Here is a 19,825-nt window from a genome sequence, read left to right on the forward strand (position 1 = left end):
TCTGTGTGGAAGCCGAGCGAACGTCCGGACACCGTGGGGATTGGCGCCTTCGGCTCTGCTCTGATGGAAAGGACCCGACGCCGGGTTAGAGGGCTCGACGCGAAACCTGATACCAGCCGTCCATTGTGCCAGACCCGCTACGCACCGCAAAAACCGCGGTCCCAGCCCGGCACGAGACCGGGCAGTGTCCAGTCCGAAGGTGGGGTGAAATCGGTCCAGGTGCCGTCGAACGGGAACACGCCCGCCTCGATCTCCTTCACGACCCGCTCACCCTCGGCGCGGACGAAGGCCTCGTCCGGCACCCAGTAGTGCTCCGGCAGGGCGAGGCGCTCCAGGAACTCCTCCTCGTCCTTCCAGTGCCAGGACCGGTCGGGCGCCACCACGATGTCGAGGTCCCAGTCGGTGACGTCGACGCCGGCCGCGCCACCCTCGTCACTCCAGCGCACCGCCGGGCGCTCCAGGTTGACGTACCAGTTCTTGAACCGGCCCAGATCGTCGTGGAACCACCAGACCGAGTGCGACGGGTCGCCGGGCCGGTGCAGCTTGAGCACGCCGGGCCCGTCCCAGGTGCCGTGCTTCAGCGCCGTGCCCCGGGTCACGAACTCCGTGAACGGCATCGTGCGCATCCCGAACCCGTCGCCGGAGACCTCGTTGACGACCGGCGTGCCCCGCTCGATCCACAGCAGCAGCCCGCGCTCGTCGTCGGAGACCACCCTGGCCGGGCGCACCCAGCCGAGCCGGCCCAGCCGCACGTTGCGGTGCATGACGACCTGCCCGGGCACAAACCTGACGCTCAACCGCGCTCCCTCGGTCGGTCCCAGCCCTCCGTGACCGGTGGCGGTGGGACGCTCCAGTCGGCCGGCGGCCGGTAATCGGTCCAGGTGCCGTCGAACGGCCACGCGCCGGCCTCGATCGCCGGCACGACCCGCCGGCCCTGCTCCCACACCGCCTCGGCGTCACCGACCCAGTAATGATCGGGGAAGGCGAGGCGCTCGGTGAGCTCGTCCTCGTCCTTCCAGTCCCAGCGCCGGTCCGGCCAGACCCAGATGTCCAGGTCCTGGTCGGTCAGGTCGACGCCGGCCACGGCACCGTCGTCCCAGGTGACCGACGGCTCCTCCAGGTTGACGTACCACGCCCGGAAGCGCCCGGCCGGGTCGAACAGCCACCACACCGAATACGCCGCGCCGCGCGGGTTGAACTTCAGCGTGCCCGGTCCGCGATAGATGTCCTGGATGAGCTTTTTCGGCGTCTGTACCCACTCCGCGAACGGCATCTCACGGGGGCCTCGCCCGTCGACGGTGACCTCGCGGATGACGGGGCTTCCGGTCGGCATCCAGAGCCGGAGGCCCAGCTCGTCGTCGGCGACGACCCGGGTGAGGGGTGCCCAGACCAGGGCGTCCCGGGCGAAGTGCCGGTGCAGGATCACCCGTCCTGAGCTCAGCGCCACCCGGTGATCATAGGACGACCCGGCCTTTCAGGACGATCCGCCGCGGCCGCAGCAGCTCGGTCAGGTCGTGTCGTGGATCACTGTCGTAGACGACCAGATCCGCCAGCCCGCCCTCGACCAGGCCGGGGAAGCCGAGCCACTCCCGGGCCCCCCACGAGCCGGCCCGCAGCACGTCCAGCGCCGGCATGCCGGCCTCGCGGTGCAGCAGCAGCATCTCCTGCGCGGCGAGGCCGTGCGCGATGCCGCCGCCGGCGTCGCTGCCGACGTAGATCGGCACGCCGGCCTCGTGCGCGGCGCGCACCACCGACGGGAACCGGTCGCGCAGCGCGAGCATGTGCCGGGCATACCCGGGAAATTTGTCCGAAGCGGCCGCGGCGATCCCGCCGAACGTGGCAATGTTGATCATCGTCGGGACGAGCGCGGTGCGCTGCCCGGCCATCACGTCGATGTCGTCGGCGGACAGCCCGGTGCCGTGCTCGACCGAGTCGACGCCGGCCCGGACCAGCGCGGCCACGGACTCCTCGGCGAACGTGTGGACGGCCACGCGGGCGCCCGCGGCGTGCGCGGCCGCGACGGCGCCGGCCATCGACTCGAGATCCCAGGCGGGCGCGAGGTCGCCCACGCCCCGGTCGATCCAGTCGCCGACGAGCTTCACCCAGCCGTTGCCGAGCCCGGCCTGCCGGGTGACCTCCTCGGCGAGGGAGGCGGCCCCCACCTCGACGCCGATGTCGCGCAGGTAGCGCTTCGGCGGGGCGACGTGCCGGCCCGCCCTGGCCAGCCGGGGGATCTCCGGGTCGTCGTCGAGCATCGGATAGGCGATGGGCGAGCCCGCGTCGCGGATCGCCAGGACGCCCGCGGCCCGGTCGATCAGGGCCAGGTCCCTGGCGGCGTCGACGCCGGTGGACGGGTGACCGCCGGGCGCGATGCCCAGGTGGCAGTGCGCGTCGACCAGACCGGGCAGGACGTATCCGCCGTCGGCGACCGTCACGGCGCCCGGCACCGGCGCCAGGGTCACCCGGTCCCCGACCAGCCAGAGGTCGGTCGTCGTGTCGTCCGGGAGCAGCACGCCCCGGACATGCAGTGCCTCAGGAGTCCTTGTCACGCTTCTGCAGCTTCGAGAAGTCGAGCTTCGGCAGCTTGAAGCCGGCCGGCAGGCCCGCCGAGTTGGGGTCCATGGCCGCCGGGTCGAACCCGGGCGGCAGCTGCGGCATCCCGCCGCCGAGCCGCGGCTGCCGGGCGCCGCCGCCCTTGCCACCCTTGGCGTCCTTGCGCTTGTTCTTCGGCGACTTGGTGGCCTTGCGGCGGCCGCCGGGCAGGCCCATCATGCCGCCCATCTGCTTCATCATCTTCTGCGCGTCGGCGAAGCGGTTGAGCAGCTGGTTGACGTCGGTGACGGTGACGCCGGAGCCGTTGGCGATACGGACCCGGCGGGACGCGTTGAGGATCTTGGGGTTGGTGCGCTCGCCCGGGGTCATCGAGCGGATGATCGCGGTGACCTTGTCGAAGTGCTTGTCGTCGATCTCGGCCAGCTGGTCCTTCATCTGGCCCATGCCGGGCATCATCGCCAGGACGTTGGCGATCGGGCCCATCCGCCGCACCGCCTGCAGCTGCTCGAGGAAGTCCTCCAGCGTGAACGACTCGCCGCCCATGAGCTTGGCGGCCATCCGCTCCTTCTGGTCGTCCTCGAACGCCAGCTCGGCCTGCTCGATCAGGGTGAGCACGTCACCCATGCCGAGGATGCGCGAGGCCATCCGGTCGGGGTGGAAGACGTCGAAGTCCTCGAGCTTCTCACCGGTCGACGCGAACATGATCGGCTGGCCGGTGACGTGGCGGACGGAGAGCGCGGCACCACCGCGGGCGTCGCCGTCGAGCTTGGACAGGACCACGCCGGTGATGCCGACGCCGTCGCGGAACGCCTGGGCGGTGGTGACGGCGTCCTGGCCGACCATCGCGTCGATGACGAAGATGACCTCGTCGGGGTCGACCGCGTCACGGATGTCGGCGGCCTGCTGCATCATCTCGGCGTCGATGCCGAGGCGGCCGGCGGTGTCGACGATGACGATGTCGCGCATCTGCCGCCGGGCGTGCTCGATCGACTCGCGGGCGACGCTGACCGGGTCGCCGACGCCGTTGCCGGGCTGCGGCGCGTAGACCTCCACGCCGGCCCGGCCGCCGAGGACCTGCAGCTGGTTGACGGCGTTGGGGCGCTGGAGGTCACAGGCGACGAGCAGCGGCTGGTGCCCCTGCGCCTTGAGCCAGCGGGCGAGCTTGCCCGCCAGGGTGGTCTTGCCGGAGCCCTGGAGACCGGCCAGCATGATCACGGTCGGCGCGGTCTTGGCGAACTGCAGCCGGCGGGCCTCGCCGCCGAGCGTCGCGACCAGCTCCTCGTGCACGATCTTGATGACCTGCTGGGCCGGGTTGAGGGCCTTGGACACCTCGGCGCCGCGGGCGCGCTCCTTGAGCCGGGCGATGAAGTCCTTCACCACCGGCAGCGCGACGTCCGCCTCGAGCAACGCGAGGCGGATCTCCCGCGCGGTGGCGTCGACGTCAGCGTCGGTGAGCCTGCCCTTGCTCTTCAGCTTCGAGAAGATGCCGGAGAGCCGGTCACTCAGGGTGTCAAACACGACGAATCCGTCCTCGAGGTAGGCGCTGCTGCAAAGGGTAACCGACGCTACGCGGGGGTCGCCGCCTGTAGCACGGCGTCCTGCACCCGCGCCTTGTCGTCGGCGGACAGCTCACCGGCCAGGTAGAAGGCGTCGACGACCTCCCCGCCCAGGGTCGAGATGCGCGCGGAACGCACGTCGGCGCCGACGTCCTCCAGGGCCCGGGCCACCCGGAAGAGCAGGCCGGGCGTGTCGGAGGCGCGCAGCTCCAGGACGGTGGCGGCGGTCGCGGCGGCCGGCGGCTGCCACACCACCCGCGGCGGCACGGCGTTGCGGTGCCTGGCGGAGCGCTCCCGGGCGGCGAGCCGCTCGGCGACGGGCAGCTCGCCGAGCACGGCGCGGCGCAGGTCGCTGGCGATCGCCTCCTTGTCGAGCTCGCCGCCATACCGTGGCTGGACCGCGCAGACCATCCTGGCCAGGCCGCCCGAGCTGATCGTGTCGGCGGTGACCACGTCGAGGCGGTGCAGCGACAGGCAGCCGGCCACTGCGGCGAGCAGCCCGCGCCGGTCGCGCGCCGTCACCGACACCGTGTCGGTGTCGATCTCCACCGCCGGCAGTTTCGACGGTGACGGCAGCGCCGCGGCCGGCGAGGGCGGCGGGGCGACCACGCCGGTGTCCAGGGCCCGCTCGACATGCCTGACCAGGTCCGCGATGAGCCGGCCCTTCCAGTCCGACCAGGCACCGGGCCCGGTCGCGGCGGCGTCGGCCCGGGCGAGCGCGTGCAGCACGGCGAGGGTGGAGGCGTCACCGACGGCGGCGGCCACCCCGGCGATGGTCTGCGGGTCGCTGAGGTCGCGGCGGGTCGCGGTGTCCGGCAGCAGCAGGTGCAGCCGGACGACCTTCTCGACCTGCTCGACGTCGCCGGGCGGCAGGCCGAGCCGGGACGCGATGTCGGCCGCGATCGGCGCGCCGACGGTGCTGTGGTCGCCGGCCAGGCCCTTGCCGACGTCGTGCAGCAGCCCGCAGAGCACCAGCAGGTCCGGGCGGTCGACGTCGCGGGACAGCTTCGCCGCGTGCCGGGCCGTCTCGACCAGATGCCGGTCGACGGTGAACAGGTGCACCGGGCTGTGCTGCGGCAGGCTGCGGACCCGGGCCCATTCGGGCAGCCAGTTCACCACGAGGCCGTAGCGGTCGCAGGCCTCCCAGATCGAGATCATCGAGGGGCCGCTGCCCAGCAGCGTGAGCAGGGCGTCGCGGGCGGGTGCCGGCCACGGCTGGGGCATCGGCGCGGCGAACCCGCCGAGCCACTCCAGGGTCGCGTGCGCGATCGGCAGCTCGGCCCGGGCCGCGGCGGCGGCGACCCGCAGCGGCAGCGTCGGGTCGGGCCGCGGGGTCACCGCGGCCCGCGCCAGGACCACCTCACCGTGCTGCTCGACGACGTCCCGGGCGAGCGGCCGGCGCTCCGCGTGGCCGCGCGTGCCGGGCGACGACCAGCGCTCCACCGCCCGCCAGGCGTCGTCGCTGGCATACGCGATGGTGCGGGCCGCCTCGGCGATGCGCCGCAGCACCTCGTCGCGGTCGCCGAGGTCGAGCAGCTCGGCGACCTCGTCACGGTCCTGGGCGAGGAGCCGGTCGACCCGGCGGCCACGCACCGCGTGCAGCGCGTCGCGGACGTCGAGCAGCGTCCGGTACGCACCACGGACGGCCGGGCGGGGTCCGTCGGCGACGCCGGCGAAGCCGATGCCGCGCAGCACGCCCACGTCGCGCAGGCCGCCGCGGGACTCCTTGACGTCGCCTTCGAGCAGGAACGCCAGCTCCCCGTGGGCGTCCCAGCGGGCCTGGGTCAGCGCGCGCAGCGAGGGCAGCAGGTGGCGGGCCTCACGCCGCCACTGCGCGACCGCGTCGGTGTGCAGGCGGGCCAGCAGGCCGGCGTCGCCGGCGACGAGCCGGGCGTCGAGCAGCCCGAGGGCGACCTTCAGGTCCTCCCTGGCCAGGTCGAGCGCCTGCGAAGGGGTCCGGGTCGAGTGGTCGAGGGCGAACTTGGCGTCCCAGATCTGATACCAGATCCGCGTGCCGAGCTCGTCGGCGAACGTGGAGTTCGAAGCGGTGTGCAGCAGCACCAGGTCGAGGTCGCTGCGCGGGGCGCACTCGCGACGGCCGAGTCCGCCGACCGCGACCAGGGCGAGGCCGTCAGCGACGCCGCCCGTCGACGCGTAGACGGCGGCGAGCCAGGCGTCGAGCGCGGCCGACCGCGAAGCTCGCGCGGCGGCGCCCGCCCCGGTGGAAAGGACCGGAACGGGCGCCGACGGTTGTGTCATGTGTTCAGTATTCAGGTGTGTTCAGTCCTCAGAGCGCGTCGAGGCCGCGTTCGCCGGTGCGGACCCGGATGACCTCGTCGACCGAGGTGACCCACACCTTGCCGTCACCGATCTTGCCGGTGCGGGCGGCGGTGACGATGGCGTCCACGACCTTCTCGAAGTCCAGCTCGTCGGTGACGATCTCGACGCGGATCTTCGGGACGAACTCCACCGTGTACTCCGCACCGCGGTAGACCTCGGTGTGGCCCTTCTGACGTCCGTATCCCTGAACCTCGCTCACGGTCAGGCCGGCCACACCAAGTGCGTGCAGGGCCTCTTTCACCGCGTCGAGCTGATACGGCTTGATGACCGCGGTCACCAGCTTCATGCCCATTCCCTCCGTCATCCCTCGACGCTAACCGGCAACTGATTCCGACGCCGGGGCCTGCGCCGCCGGTGCTGATGCACTCTTACCGAGCCCCGCCAGGGCGAAGGCACCGGACGAGCCGCTGCTCCCACCCGGGTTGGAAAGATCGTAACCACTCTCGGCGTGCTCCGAGATGTCGATACCCTCGGTCTCCGCCTCGGGCTTGACCCGGAAGCCGATCGTCTTCTCGATGATCCAGGCGAGGCCGAAGGCGACCGCGAAGGACCAGACGGTGACGATCGCCGCCGCGCCGGCCTGGCTGCCGAGCTGTCCCGCGCCGCCGCCGAAGAACAGACCGTCCTTGGCGCCGAAGGCCGACTCGATCGAGGGGTTGGTCCCGACGTGGGCGAAGAAGCCGAGCCACAGGGTGCCGATCCAGCCACCGACGAAGTGCACGCCGACCACGTCGAGCGAGTCGTCGAAGCCGAAGCGGTACTTGAGGCTGACCGCGAGGGCGCAGAGGACGCCGGCGACGAGGCCGAGCAGGACCGCGGACCACGGGTCGATGAAGCCACAGGCGGGGGTGATCGCGACCAGGCCGGCGATGGCACCGGACGAGGCACCGACCAGGGTCGGCTTGCGGTCACGGATCCACTCGACGATGACCCAGCCGAGGACGGCCGCGGCGGTCGCGACCTGGGTGTTGATGAACGCCAGGCCGGTGACGCTGTCGACGGTCAGCTCGGAGCCCGCGTTGAAGCCGAACCAGCCGAACCACAGCAGACCGGCGCCGAGGGCGACGAACGGCACGTTGTGCGGCTTCATGCTCTCCCGCGGCCAGCCGATGCGCTTGCCGAGGACCAGCGCGACACCGAGTGCTGCCGCACCGGCGTTGATGTGCACCGCGGTGCCACCGGCGAAGTCGAGCGGGTGGAGCTTCTGGAAGATCCAGCCGCCGCCCCACACGTTGTGGGCGACCGGGAAGTACACCAGCGTGGCCCAGCCCAGGGCGAACAGCAGCCAGCCGGCGAACTTCGCCCGGTCGGAGATGGCGCCGCTGATCAGCGCGACGGTGATGACCGCGAAGGTCATCTGGAACGCCATGAAGACGTAGACCGGGATGCCCGTGGCGCCCCAGAGGTCCGTCTCGGCCAGGAACGTCTTGGTGCCCGGGAAGCTGGTCAGGTCACCGATGAGGCCGCCGGCGGTGTCCGTGCCGAATGACATGCTGAAGCCGTAGAAGAGCCAGATCACGCTGACGAGCCCGATGGCGGAGAAGCTCATCATCATCATGTTCAGAGCGCCCTTGGCACGGTTCAGGCCACCGTAGAACAGTGCCAGACCCGGCGTCATGAGCAGCACGAGCGCTGTGGAGATCAGCAACCATGCGGTATTACTGCCGTTAAAAGGCGTCGGTTCCGGCACGCCGGCCTCCTATTAGTCGGATCCTCCCTCCGGCCTTCGAGGCAACGTCGCCCTTCGACCGGTTGGCCGAGAGCTTCTAGGGCCCACGTTTCGCGCACCGGCGCTGAGCGGTTTCTAAGGCGTCACGTCATGTTTCCAGCGTGTGAAGAAACCTTCACACGTCCGGGCAAGCCCTATCGAAGGGCATATTCGAGCGTGTGCCGCTCGTAGTCGATGAGCCGCAGGTCACGGACCGGACGGCGGAGGTGGCCCTTGTGCACGATCCGCACGAAGGCCGGGTCCCCGGCGGCCGCCATCCGTCGAATACCTTCGATGTGATCGACGATTCGTTTCCGGATGACGCGCACGAGGCGGTGCCGGTCACGGGGGGTCAGACCATACGCGTCGGCGAACATGCGCAGCCGTCGTGGGCGGTTCGGCCGCTTCCAGCCCAGGGTGTAGGAGTCCCGGTCGGAGAAGAGCGGGACCCAGGTCCAGGCCGCATACGCGACGTCGTAGATCCTGGCGCCCGGCGAGGCGAGGTCGAAGTCGATCAGCGACAACGTCCCGTCGGGCCGCCAGATGACGTTGTGCGGCGCCGCGTCGTGGTGACAGATCACCTCGGTGTCCGGCGGCGGCGGGCCGAAGGAGCGCCACACCGCGTTGGGCGGCGGGCGGAACCCGGCCTGCGCGTCGTGGAACATCCGCAGCATCGTCGCCACGGTGACCATCGCCTCGTCGGTCACCCAGTGCGGGGCGAGCGGATAGCCGCCCGACTCGCCCTCCAGGTAGGACAGGACCTCACGGCCCCGCTCGTCGATGCCGAACGCCCTCGGCGCGCCGGTGAACCCGACATACTCCAGGTGCCGCAGCAGCGCATGCACCGCCGGCGTCCAGGGGCCGGCGTTGCGGCGCACGGTGTCTCCCGAGCGCACCACGACGGACGTGTTTCCGCCGTGGAGGGGGATCTCCTGCTGCGTCACGTGTAGTCCTTCACGTTCCGGTCGAGTCTCGTCAGGCTTACCAGCGTGCCTTTAGCGTCCGAGGTTACGCGTCCGTGCCAATGAGTGCGTCGACGAACTGCCGGGCATCGAAGGGCGCCAGATCGTCCGGGCCCTCGCCGAGGCCGACGAGCTTCACCGGAATGCCCAGTTTCCGCTGGACGGCGATGACGATCCCGCCCTTGGCGGTGCCGTCGAGCTTCGTGAGCACCACCCCCGTGACGTCGACCACCTCGGTGAAGACCCGCGCCTGCTCCAGGCCGTTCTGGCCGGTGGTGGCGTCGAGGATCAGCAACGTCTCGTCGACCGGCCCGTGCTTCTCCACCACCCGCTTGACCTTGCCCAGCTCATCCATCAGGCCGACCTTGTTCTGCAGCCGTCCGGCGGTGTCGATCAGCACGGTGTCCACACCGGCTTCGATACCCCGTTTCACCGCGTCGAACGCCACCGACGCCGGATCCGCGCCCTCGGGGCCGCGGACCACCTCGGCGCCCACCCGGCTGCCCCAGGTGGCGAGCTGCTCGGAGGCGGCCGCCCGGAACGTGTCGGCGGCGCCCATCACCACGGTGTGGCCGTCGGCGACCAGCACCCGCGCGATCTTGCCGCAGGTGGTCGTCTTCCCCGCGCCGTTGACGCCGACGACCAGCAGGACCGCCGGCCGGCCGTCGCGCTGGGTCGCGGCCAGCCCGCGGTCCATCTCCGGGGCCAGCGCGGCGACCAGCTCGTCGGCGAGCATGTCGCGCAGGTCGGAGGCGGTCGCGGTGCCGTGCACGCGGGCCCGCTCACGGAGCTTGCCGACGATCTCGGTGGTCGCGGCGACCCCGACGTCGGCGCCGATGAGGGTCTCCTCGATCTCGTCCCAGGTGTCGTCGTCGAGCTTGTCGCGCGACAGCAGGGCGAGCAGGCCCTTGCCGAAGACGTTCTGCGAGCGCGACAGCCGGGCCCGCAGCCGCACCAGACGCCCGGCGGTCGGCTCCGGGGTCTCGACCGGCGGCGGCACCTCGACGACCGGCGGCGGCGCCTCCACCACGGGCGGCGGCGCCTCCACGACCGGGGGCACCTGCTTTTTCGGCGGCAGCTTCGTCGGTACGGGTGGCGCCTGCTTGGTCGGTGCCGGCGGCGCCTGCTTCACGGGCGGAGCGGTCGGCTTCTGCGCCGGTGGAAGGGTCGGTGGCTTGCGGAAACGGGGCGCTACCAGCGCGAGGGTCGCCCCGATCACCACGACGAGCAGCACCAGGCCGAAGACGATGTACGACTCCATGGCAGGAATCCTCCCAGACGACGCGCTCCGGGGCCCGAAGTGGCGCCAGGTCCGCCCACGCAGGATCATCTTCAGTGCACCCCCCGCAGGCACTGGAGGTCCGTGACATGCCGGAGGACGACTCACCCCGAAGCCTCGACGAGGATCACGGCCCGCTGGTCCTGGGGCCTGTCCTGCGCCGCGTCGAAGGCGACCGGGCGACGATCTGGGTGGAGACGTCCCATCCGGCGACGGTCGCGGTCGACGCCGCCCCCGCGAGCGGTTCCGCCCGGACCTTCACCGTCCACGGGCACCATTACGCCCTGGTCGTGGTGTCCGGGCTGCCCGAGGGCGCCGTCACGCCGTACACCGTGAGCATCGACGGCGCACCGGTCTGGCCGCTGCCGGGGAACACCTCCCCACCCTCCGCGATCCGCACGAGGCCGGACGGTGCGGCGGTCCGGCTGATCTTCGGCTCCTGCCGCGAGTCGAGTCCGCTGAGCGTGACCCGGTTCCCGCCCGACGCGCTGGACGCCTACGCGGGCCGCCTGATCGAGTCGATCAACGCCGACGCGCCCACGGAGTGGCCCGACCTGCTCGTGCTGCTCGGTGACCAGGTGTACGCCGACGAGACGCCCGAGAAGATCCAGCGGTGGCTCGGCCGGCGCAAGCGCCGCGCCGACGCGCCGAAGAAGCAGGTGGTGGACTTCCACGAGTACACCAAGCTCTACCTCGACTCCTGGGGCGACCCGGAGATCCGCTGGCTGCTGTCCACCGTGCCCAGCGTGATGATCTTCGACGACCACGAGATCATCGACGACTGGAACACCTCCGACCGCTGGCGCACGTCCATGGCCGCGCTGTCATGGTGGGAGGAGCGCATCCGGGCCGGTCTGTCCTCCTACTGGGTCTACCAGCACCTCGGCAACATCGCCCCGAGCGCGCTGGCCGACGACCCGGTGTATGCGGCCGTCCTTTCGGCCGGCGACTCCTCCGGCGGCGATGCCACCGAGGTGCTGGACGCGTTCGGCACCCGCGCCGACCACGAGCCCACCGCGTACCGGTGGAGCTACGCCATCGACATCGACCGCACCCGCCTCGTCGTCGTCGACAACCGCGCCGCCCGCGTCCTGGCCCGCGGCCACCGGGCGATGCTGGCGGAGTCGGAGTGGACCTGGTTCACCGAGCAGATCCCCGGCGACTACGACCACCTGCTGATCGGCTCCTCGCTGCCCTGGCTGCTGCCCCCGGCGATCCACCACCTGGAGGCCGCCACCGAGCGGCTGGCCGAGTCGCCCCGCAACTGGGTCTCGAAGGTCGGCGAGAAGCTCCGCCAGGCCGTCGACCTGGAGCACTGGGCCGCGTTCAAGCGCTCGTTCGACGCCCTCACCGCCCTGCTCAGCCAGGTCGGCGCCGGTCAGGGCGGCGTCTCACCGCCACCGGCGTCGATCAGCGTGCTCTCCGGTGACGTGCACCACTCCTACGCCGCCCGCGCCGTGCTCGGACCCGACGTGGTCAGCCCGATCCACCAGTTGACCTGCTCCCCGGTGCACAACGACATGCCGAGGTACATCCGGCCCGCGATGAAGTTCGGCTGGAACCCGCCCGCCGCGAAGCTGATGCGCTCCCTGGCCCGCTCCGTCGGCCTGCCCCGGCCGCCGGTGCGCTGGGACAAGACCGCCGACCCCTACTTCGGCAACGCCGTCGGCGTGCTCGTGCTCGACGGCCGCTCCGCACACGTCACGGTCGAGGGCACCCGGCCCGACAAGACCCTCGGCGAGGTGGCCTCACTCAAGCTGACCTGAGGCCGTTCGCCTGGCGCAGGGTCACCGGCGCCACTCGCGTGCGTCCGGTGAGATACCCCACAGCGGGTCGCGGCCGCAGGTCGCGTCGCGGCCGTCCACGGCCGCGGGCTTGTCGCGACCGTCAGGTCGCGGCTGCGCGACTGTCCGCGGACCCGGCAGGGAGGCCGTTCACGGCCGACTGGTGGCTGACGGGAGCGGCGGACCTCGCGCCCGACGGACCGGAGCAGAGAAACTTGACCTTGGAGACTTTGACACGCCAGGGCGGGCCAAAGTCTCCAAGGTCAACGATCAGCTGGAATAGGCCTCCAGTTCGAAGATGCGGGCGGCGGTGTCCGAGTCGTTCGTCGGGGTGATCACGTTGAGGCGGAGATGCCGGGCGGTCACCGGGGTGAACGTGTGCGTGGTCGTGCTCGCCGTGTTGTTTCTGACCTGGGCGACCGTGGTCCAGGTGTTGCCGTCCAGGCTGGTCTGCAGGTCGAAGTCCTTCGTGTTCCAGCTGGTCTTCTCGCCGCCGGCGCCCGAGTGGCGCAGGACGACCCGGCCGACCTGCTGGTTCGAGCCCAGATCGACGCGCAGCCACTTGCTGGCGCCCAGGGCGCACCACTTGTCGGAGAGGCCGCCGGTCCAGCTGCCGTTGACAGCCTTCGCGGGTGCCTCCGCCGCGGCGCACTGCGACGACGCGGTGGCCGGCTTGTTCAGCGCCAGGTTCGTGACCGGCGGCGTCGTGTCCGGGACGAACAGCTTGATGTCGGTGAGGCTGGCGGAGCCCTCGTAGACGTTGGTGTAGAGGTCACCGATCACGAACGAGTCGGGGTAGGCGGACCCCGACGGCCACTGGTTGGGCCAGGTGGTGCTGCCGAAGTCGTCGTTCTGGACCAGGTTGCCGTTGAACTGCCCGTTGTAGCCGGCGGCGGTGGTGTTGTAGTGCCAGATCGGCACGTTGTTGACCACGAAGTCGCGGTGGAAGCGCAGCGTGCGCTGGCCGGAGCGGGCGAAGTTGCCGGTCGCCTCGAGGGTGTAGCCGGTCGCGTCGCGTTCGATGGCGAACGTGTAGTACTCGTTCGGCATCAGTTCCGGCTGCAGCTCGCCGGCGCTGGAGAGCTGGTTCTCGGCCGCGCCGCCGGAGCAGCTGGTCATGAACCACTGGGAGTTGCCGGGCAGGCCGCCCGCGCCGGGGTTCCAGTTCGGCATCCCGGAGATCCACATGTTGACGGTGTTGAAGTTGCCGTCGCGGTAGTTGTAGTAGGTGTTGTTGGCCGCGTTGCAGACCCGGCCGCCGGTGCCCGAGCCGACCCGGTCGGGGTGCTGGGAGAAGGAGTCCATCAGCACCTTGCGGTGGTAGTGCCAGAAGTGGTTGTTGCGGGGCGCCGGGTTCGCGAAGTCCACGATGGACAGGAAGTGGAAGCCGTTGTACCCGTACGGCCCGGCCCGCACGTCCTGCCACTCGCAGTAGGGCACGGCCGCGTTGCCGCTCCAGCCGGGGCTGTTGGAGCCCTCGCCCCACGGGTGCTGGGTCTTGCAGCCAGCGGTGCCGTAGCCGTTGACCCGGCCGCCGTAGTTGATGGTGCCGTTGCGCTTGCCGCCGAAGTCGATGGTCTTGAGCTTGTATTCGATGCGGTACTGGTCGGGCAGCGCCTGCGTCGGCCGGAAGATCGCGCCGCCGGTGCTCTCGGGGACGTTGAGGACCGCGGCGCTGGACCCGCCGACCGTGCCGGTGGTGATCGACGGCGGCGCCTCCAGCACGCCGTCCTTGTTGAAGTCACGGGCGGACAGGGAGGCGGTGAGCCAGCCGTTCTGGCCGACGGTGAACTCCTTGCGGTAGGTGTCGAAGGAGTTGAACTGGGTGGTCCAGGCCGGGCCGTAGTCGTTGCGGTACCACTGCCCGGCGTCGTCGGTGATCGTGTCGAACGGGTTGGCGTAGGTCTCCCGGACCCACGGCGCGTTACCGGTGTTGATGGGCTGGGCGAAGTTCTCGGAGTACAGCAGGCGCCAGGTCGGCGCGGCGGCGGCGGGGGTGGCCGGGATCGCGATCAGTGACCCGGCGACCAAGACCCCGGTGAGCAGTCGTCTCACAACAGGCTCCTAGAGGTATTGGGACGCGTTGTCCTTGGTGATCTGCGGCGACGGCACGACGGTGTCCTTCTCCACCTTGGCGCCGCCGAGCACCTCGACGGTGCGGTCCAGGGCGAGCTTGCCGATCACGTTCGGGCTGTTGAGGCCGGTCACGACGTAGTTGGTGCCGTCGAGGATGGCCTTGAGCGCCTCGGCCTGGCCGTCGACGCCGGCGAGGACGATCTGGGCCGTCTTGCCGGCCGAGGCGATCGCCCGCTGCGCGCCGAGGCACATGGCGTCGTTCTCGCAGAAGACGGCGACGAGGTCGGGGTGCTTGGCCAGCAGGCCCTCCATGACGGTGAGCCCGCCGTCGGAGCCCCAGTTGCCGAAGTCGGACGCCTCGACCAGGGTGATGTCGGACTTGGTGCCGAGCACCGACTTCAACCCGTTGGTGCGGGCCAGACCGATCGAGTTGTCGGCCGGGCCGCCCTTGATGATCGCGACCTTGCCCTTGACCTTGGCCGCGAGGAACTCGCCGTCCTGCTTGCCGATGGCCTCGTTGTCCGGCCCGATCCAGCTCGTGTACTCGCCGGTGGAGAACTTGCGGTCGACCAGCACGACGGGCTTCTTCGCCGCCTTGATCGCGTTCAGGGCGGCCGGGGCCGACTCGAGCGGGCCGCCGGAGATGATGATCGCGTCGACGTTCTTGCTGAGCAGGTCCTCGACGTTGGCGGCGAGCTTGGCGGCGTCGCCCCCGGCGTCGGTGCTGACGATCTTCACGTTGCCCTTGGTCTTGGCCTGCGCGGCGATGGCGGCGTCCATGCCGCTGAAGTACGGCCCGCTGAGCAGGAAGTTCGCGACCCCGATGGTGTAGCCGTCCTTCTTGCCGGCTGCGTCGTCGCTGCAGCCGGCCAGGCCGAGCGCCGCCACCAGGACCAGGGATAAGGCTTTTCTCATGCGCGTCCCTTCGCTTCGGAACGCGGCCGCCGCGTGCGCTGCACGAGGATGACCGCGATGATGATCAGTCCCTTGAGCACCTGCTGCCAGAACGACTGCACGCCGTACAGGTTGAGCAGGTTGTTGATCAGGACCAGGACGAGCACCCCGCCGAAGGCACCCTTCGCCGAACCCCGGCCGCCGGACAGGCTCGCGCCGCCGATGACGCAGGCCGCGATCGCGTCGAGCTCGAAAGCGACCCCGACGCTGGGTTGTGCGATGCCGACTCTGCTGGTGAGGATGATTCCGGCGAGTCCGGCACAGAGACCGCTGATGGTGTACGCGAGCACGATGTGCCGACGCACGTCGATGCCCGCGAGGCGGACCGTCTCGGCGTTGCCGCCGATGGCGATGATCGAGCGCCCGGGTGGCGTCCGGGCCAGGAAGACGCCGCCGATGCCGAAGACGGCCAGCATGATCAGCGTGATCAGGGGGATGGGACCGACCATGGCCGAGCCCAGCGTGAGGAAGCCGGGGTCGGCCGGTGCGATCGGCACCTCCGAGTAGACGAACGCGAGCCCGCGGATCGTGGTGAGCGCCGCGAGGGTGACGACGAACGGCGCGAGCTCGAACCGGGCCACGAGGACGCCGTTGACCGCGCCGAACGCGATCCCGCTCGCGACGCCGACCAGCATCGCCAGCGGGATCGGCAGGTCCGCGACGAGCCCAGCGGTCACGATCCCGCTGAACGCGACGACCGAGCCGACGGACAGGTCGATGCCGCCGGTGAGGATGACCACGAGCATGCCGAAGGCGAGCAGCCCGGTGGTCACCATCTGTTTGAGCAGGTTGGTGAGGTTGGTGGCGGTGAGGAAGCTCTCGGACGTGGTGGCGGCCACGATGATCAGCGCCGCGATCAGCAGCGTGAACGCCGCCTCGACCGTGACGTCCCGGCCACGGACGCGGACTGCCAAGGTTGTCATGCTGCGATCGCCCTTTCCAGGACCTGTTCCTCGGTGGTGCCCTCCGACGGCAGCTCGCCGGTGAGCCGGCCCTGGCGCATGACGAGGACCCGGTCGGTGGCGCCGAGCACCTCGGTCAGGTCGGAGGAGATGAGCAGCACGGCGAGCCCGTCGCGGGCGAGGCCGTCGATCATGCGGTAGATGTCGACCCGGGTCGCCATGTCCACGCCCCGGGTGGGTTCGTCGAGGATCAGCACCCGCGGATCCGTGAGCAGCCACTTCGCCAGCACGACCTTCTGCTGGTTTCCGCCGCTCAGGTGCACGACCGGCATGGTCGCGCAGCCCTGGGGTGCGATGGCCAGGTCCTGGATCATGGCGGCCGCGTCGGTCCGCTGTCGCTGGCGGTCGATGAGCGGCCCGCGGGCGGTGGAGCGCCAGGTGGTGAGCCCGATGTTGTCCCGCACGGTCATGCCGAGGACGAGGCCGCTGCCGGCCCGGTCCTCGGTGACCATCGCCACGCCGGCGCGGATCGCCTCCGCGGGACTGCGGAACGCCGCGCCGGCGGTCGGCCTGGCTGCGCCGAAGACGCATGCGGCGAGTTCGGTCCGGCCCGACCCGACCAGGCCGAACAGCCCGACGATCTCCCCGGCCCGCAGCGTGAACGACACGCCGTCGAACTCCCCCGTCCGGCCGAGTCCGTCGACGGTCAGCAGCGGCTCGCCCGGGGCGGGCCGCCGCTCGGGGTAGATGCGGTCGAGGGTCCGGCCCGCCATGAGCCGGATGAGCGAGCCCTCGTCGGTAGCGTCCGGCGTGGTCGTCGCCACGACGCGGCCGTCCTTGACCACGACGATCCGGGTGGCGAGCTCGAGGACCTCGGCGAGGCGGTGCGACACGTACACCACCAGGACCCCGCGCGACTGCAGGCGCCGGATCAGCGCGAACAGCGCGTCGAGGTCGGCGCCGGCGAGGACCGCGGAGGGTTCGTCGAGGACGAGGACGCTGGGCTCACTCACGAGGGCCTTCGCGATCTCGACCATCTGCTGGCGGGCCACGGTCAGCCGGCCGGCCCGGGTCCGCGGGTCGATCACCCCGAACCCGGCCTCCTGCAGCAGTTGCCCGGCCCGGCGGTGCGCCGCCGGCCAGTCGATCAGACCGAACCGCCGCGGGAAGTTGCCCATCAGCAGGTTCTCCGTGACGGTGAGCTCCGGCACGAGGGAGAGCTCCTGATGGACGGTCCGGATGCCGTGCGCGTGGGCGTCGTGCGGCGAGCTGACCGCCAGTTCGACGCCGTCCCACGTCAGCGTGCCGGAGCTCATCGGCACCGCACCCGAAAGGATCTTGATCAGGGTGGACTTGCCGGCACCGTTGGCACCCACGATCGCGAGGACCTCGCCCGGCGCGCCGTCCAGCGTCACGCCGTGCAGGACCTCGACGCCGCCGTAGGACTTGTGGACCTCGTGCAGCCGCAGCGTCATCGGAAGGCGTCCATGACGACGACGGTCTTCTGCCGGGTGAAGTCCAGGACGGTGTCGTGGATGCCCTCCCGGTAGCCGCCGGTGTCCTTGGTGCCGCCGAACGGCAGGTTCTCCGCCCGCAGCGCGGTCGAGCCGTTGATCACGACGCCGCCGACGTCCAGCTGCTTGGCGATGCTCAGCGCGCGGGAGATGTCGCGGGTGAAGACGGCGGCGTGCAGCCCGTACGGTGAGGCGTTGGCGAGCCGGACCGCCTCCTCCGGGTCGTCGAAGCGGGCGACCGGCGCCACCGGCCCGAAGATCTCCTCCGCGAAGGCCGGGCTGTCGGCGGGCACGTCGACGAGGACCGTCGGGTCCATGAAGGCCCGGCTGCGGATCCCGCCGGCGACGAGCCGGGCACCGTCGGCGACGAGCGTGCGGACGGCGTCGAGCACCCGGCCGGCGGCCTCCTCGGCGATGAGCGGGCCGACGTCGGTGGACTCGAGGAGCTGGTCGCCGACCGTCAGCTTCGCGGTCTGCGCGACGAGCGCGTCCACGAAGGAGTCGTGCACGGCGGACTGGACGTACACCCGCTTCACCGCGCAACAGATCTGGCCGTTGCCCCGGGCGAGCCGGCCGAGGACGACGGCGCGGGCGGCCTCCTCGACGTCGGCGTCGGCGCAGACGATGAGCGCGTCGTTGCCGCCGAGCTCCAGGTAGACCTTCTTCAGCGTGCCGGCCGCGCGGCGGGCGATCTCCCGGCCGGCGGCGGTGCTGCCGGTGAGGGTGACGGCGGCGATCCCGGGCAGCTCGGCGAGCTGCTGGCTGACCTCCGCGCCACCGATCACGACCTGATGCGCGTATTCGGGAGCGGCATTTTGTACCAATTCCGCCACTTTTGTCATGGCGAGTGGGCAGCGGGCCGGGGGTTGGACGACGACCGCGTTGCCGGCGGCGAGGGCGGCGGCGGCCTTGTGGGCGTACAGCTCGACGGGGTAGTTGAACGGCACGAGCGCGGCGACGACCCCGAGCGGCTCGCGCACGGTGACCGCCAGGTGGTGCTCCAGCCCCGGCACCGCGTCCAGGGGGATCTGCCGGCCGAAGAGCCTGGTCGCCTCCCCCGCGTAGCCGCGGAAGATGCGGACGGCGGCCTCGACCTCGCCGCGGGTCTGCTGGATCGGCTTGCCGTTCTCGGCGGCGAGCAGCCGGGCCAGGTCCTCCAGCTCGGCCGCGATCCCGTCGGCGACGCGGCGGAGCAGGTCGGCTCGCTCGTGCGCGGGGGTGGCGGCCATCGCACGCTGGCCCGTCGCCGCTTGTTGGACGATCGCGGCGACCTGTGCCGCGTCGGTTGCCGGCACCTCCCCCAGCACTTCCCCGGTGCCGGGATTGCGCACGGTGACAACGGCCATGATGGCTGGGCCCTCCTCGAAGACGGCGGTCGCGGGCGTGCCCTTTTTCGTGCAGGGCAGGTCCGCCGGCGCCGTCCGGCGAGGATGAAGGCAGGACCGCGGTGAGTGAGGGTGGGCTCACCGGAATCGGTCTTTGTTAATCTACCGAACGAACCTCCGAAGTCAAGGTCGGCATACGATCAACGGCATGAGCATCTACGACGTCAAGATCGCCGGCCTGCAGGGCGATCCTCTGGACCTCGGCCAGTTCCGCGGCCACCCCGTGCTGGTCGTCAACGTGGCCTCGAAGTGCGGGCTGACCCCGCAGTACACCGAGCTCGAGGCGCTGCAGAAGGAGTACGCGGACCGCGGCTTCACCGTGCTCGGCGTGCCGTGCAACCAGTTCGGCGGCCAGGAGCCGGGCACCACCGAGGAGATCGCCGAGTTCTGCAGCACCACCTACGGCGTGACCTTCCCCATGACGGAGAAGGTCGAGGTCAACGGCGACGGCCGGCACCCGCTCTACCAGCACCTCGTCGACGTTCCGGACGCCGAGGGGCACACGGGCGACATCCGGTGGAACTTCGAGAAGTTCCTGATCGCCCCCGACGGCACGGTCGCGGCGCGGTTCTCGCCCCGGGCCACCCCCAAGTCGGACGAGGTCGTCAAGGCGATCGAGGCTGCGCTCTAAGGCCTGTGTCGAAGTAGGGGTCGGAGCGAGGCGAGGTCCAGCGCCCGGGCTGGGCCGGTCCGGCGCAGCGCGCCGGGCCAGGCTGGGCGAGTCGCCGGGGCCGCGCCGGGCGCGTTCGGATACCGGGGTTGTATCCGGACGTGACCGGCGTGGTTCCGGGCGGCGTCTGGGCCCGCCGCAG

At 71.1% G+C, this 19,825-nt stretch carries 16 protein-coding genes; 2 read left to right on the forward strand and 14 right to left on the reverse strand.

What is annotated here, in order from left to right:
- Nucleotides 1–137 precede the first annotated feature (137 nt).
- The 9 genes from Dsi01nite_RS12330 to ftsY all read right to left on the reverse strand — a co-directional run bounded on the left by Dsi01nite_RS12330 (nucleotide 138) and on the right by ftsY (nucleotide 10,380).
- Entirely contained in the window at nucleotides 138–764 is a 627-nt protein-coding gene (locus tag Dsi01nite_RS12330; RefSeq protein WP_203846327.1) for a ribonuclease FAU-1 family protein, read from the reverse strand.
- 29 nt (nucleotides 765–793) lie between these two features.
- Entirely contained in the window at nucleotides 794–1,447 is a 654-nt protein-coding gene (locus tag Dsi01nite_RS12335) for a ribonuclease FAU-1 family protein (RefSeq protein ID WP_203846240.1), read from the reverse strand.
- Between the two features lie 7 nt (nucleotides 1,448–1,454).
- Nucleotides 1,455–2,549 carry an amidohydrolase family protein gene (locus Dsi01nite_RS12340; protein ID WP_203846241.1) on the reverse strand — a complete coding sequence of 365 codons (1,095 nt, stop codon included), beginning with the start codon at nucleotides 2,547–2,549 and terminating at the stop codon, nucleotides 1,455–1,457.
- Nucleotides 2,533–4,071, reverse strand: coding sequence for a signal recognition particle protein (gene ffh / locus Dsi01nite_RS12345; RefSeq protein WP_203846242.1), 1,539 nt, complete (start codon nucleotides 4,069–4,071; stop codon nucleotides 2,533–2,535). Before ffh ends, Dsi01nite_RS12340 begins: the two co-directional genes overlap by 17 nt.
- Before the next feature lie 47 nt (nucleotides 4,072–4,118).
- Complete coding sequence (locus Dsi01nite_RS12350; protein ID WP_203846243.1) at nucleotides 4,119–6,368, reverse strand: [protein-PII] uridylyltransferase; 2,250 nt, start codon at nucleotides 6,366–6,368, stop codon at nucleotides 4,119–4,121.
- A gap of 28 nt (nucleotides 6,369–6,396) precedes the next feature.
- The gene (locus Dsi01nite_RS12355; RefSeq protein ID WP_033358035.1) at nucleotides 6,397–6,735 is read right to left on the reverse strand and encodes a P-II family nitrogen regulator; all 339 of its coding nucleotides are present in this window, start codon (nucleotides 6,733–6,735) and stop codon (nucleotides 6,397–6,399) included.
- A 27-nt stretch (nucleotides 6,736–6,762) separates the two neighbouring features.
- Nucleotides 6,763–8,139 (reverse strand): ammonium transporter, encoded by a 1,377-nt coding sequence (locus tag Dsi01nite_RS12360; RefSeq protein WP_275423356.1) that lies wholly within the window; start codon nucleotides 8,137–8,139, stop codon nucleotides 6,763–6,765.
- A gap of 173 nt (nucleotides 8,140–8,312) precedes the next feature.
- Nucleotides 8,313–9,101: a phosphotransferase enzyme family protein gene (locus tag Dsi01nite_RS12365; protein WP_033357818.1), complete on the reverse strand. Its 789-nt coding sequence runs from the start codon at nucleotides 9,099–9,101 to the stop codon at nucleotides 8,313–8,315.
- A gap of 64 nt (nucleotides 9,102–9,165) precedes the next feature.
- Entirely contained in the window at nucleotides 9,166–10,380 is a 1,215-nt protein-coding gene (gene ftsY / locus Dsi01nite_RS12370; protein ID WP_203846244.1) for a signal recognition particle-docking protein FtsY, read from the reverse strand.
- A 107-nt stretch (nucleotides 10,381–10,487) separates the two neighbouring features.
- Here ftsY and Dsi01nite_RS12375 point away from each other — a divergent pair, with 107 nt between their 5' ends.
- Complete coding sequence (locus tag Dsi01nite_RS12375) at nucleotides 10,488–12,164, forward strand: alkaline phosphatase D family protein (RefSeq protein ID WP_203846245.1); 1,677 nt, start codon at nucleotides 10,488–10,490, stop codon at nucleotides 12,162–12,164.
- A gap of 288 nt (nucleotides 12,165–12,452) precedes the next feature.
- On the opposite strand, the gene Dsi01nite_RS57260 is transcribed toward Dsi01nite_RS12375, so the two are convergent.
- From Dsi01nite_RS57260 to Dsi01nite_RS12400, 5 genes are read right to left on the reverse strand one after another with little or no spacing between them, the layout of a single operon-like run.
- A complete protein-coding gene (locus Dsi01nite_RS57260; RefSeq protein ID WP_239135853.1) occupies nucleotides 12,453–14,237 on the reverse strand; it encodes a discoidin domain-containing protein in 1,785 nt (594 codons plus the stop codon).
- Nucleotides 14,238–14,246: 9 nt separating this feature from the next.
- Complete coding sequence (locus Dsi01nite_RS12385; protein ID WP_203846246.1) at nucleotides 14,247–15,173, reverse strand: sugar ABC transporter substrate-binding protein; 927 nt, start codon at nucleotides 15,171–15,173, stop codon at nucleotides 14,247–14,249.
- Nucleotides 15,170–16,135, reverse strand: coding sequence for an ABC transporter permease (locus tag Dsi01nite_RS12390; protein WP_203846247.1), 966 nt, complete (start codon nucleotides 16,133–16,135; stop codon nucleotides 15,170–15,172). The genes Dsi01nite_RS12385 and Dsi01nite_RS12390 overlap by 4 nt, the downstream gene beginning before the upstream one ends.
- A complete protein-coding gene (locus Dsi01nite_RS12395) occupies nucleotides 16,132–17,589 on the reverse strand; it encodes a sugar ABC transporter ATP-binding protein (RefSeq protein WP_203846248.1) in 1,458 nt (485 codons plus the stop codon). Before Dsi01nite_RS12395 ends, Dsi01nite_RS12390 begins: the two co-directional genes overlap by 4 nt.
- Nucleotides 17,586–18,974, reverse strand: a complete 1,389-nt coding sequence (locus Dsi01nite_RS12400) for an aldehyde dehydrogenase family protein (RefSeq protein ID WP_203846249.1) — start codon at nucleotides 18,972–18,974, stop codon at nucleotides 17,586–17,588. Before Dsi01nite_RS12400 ends, Dsi01nite_RS12395 begins: the two co-directional genes overlap by 4 nt.
- Nucleotides 18,975–19,161: 187 nt before the next feature.
- Between Dsi01nite_RS12400 and Dsi01nite_RS12405 the strand changes: the two genes are divergently transcribed.
- Nucleotides 19,162–19,644, forward strand: coding sequence for a glutathione peroxidase (locus Dsi01nite_RS12405; RefSeq protein ID WP_203846250.1), 483 nt, complete (start codon nucleotides 19,162–19,164; stop codon nucleotides 19,642–19,644).
- Nucleotides 19,645–19,825: the final 181 nt, after the last annotated feature.

The organism is Dactylosporangium siamense, assembly GCF_016862795.1.
GTDB classification, from domain to species: Bacteria; Actinomycetota; Actinomycetes; order Mycobacteriales; family Micromonosporaceae; genus Dactylosporangium; species Dactylosporangium siamense.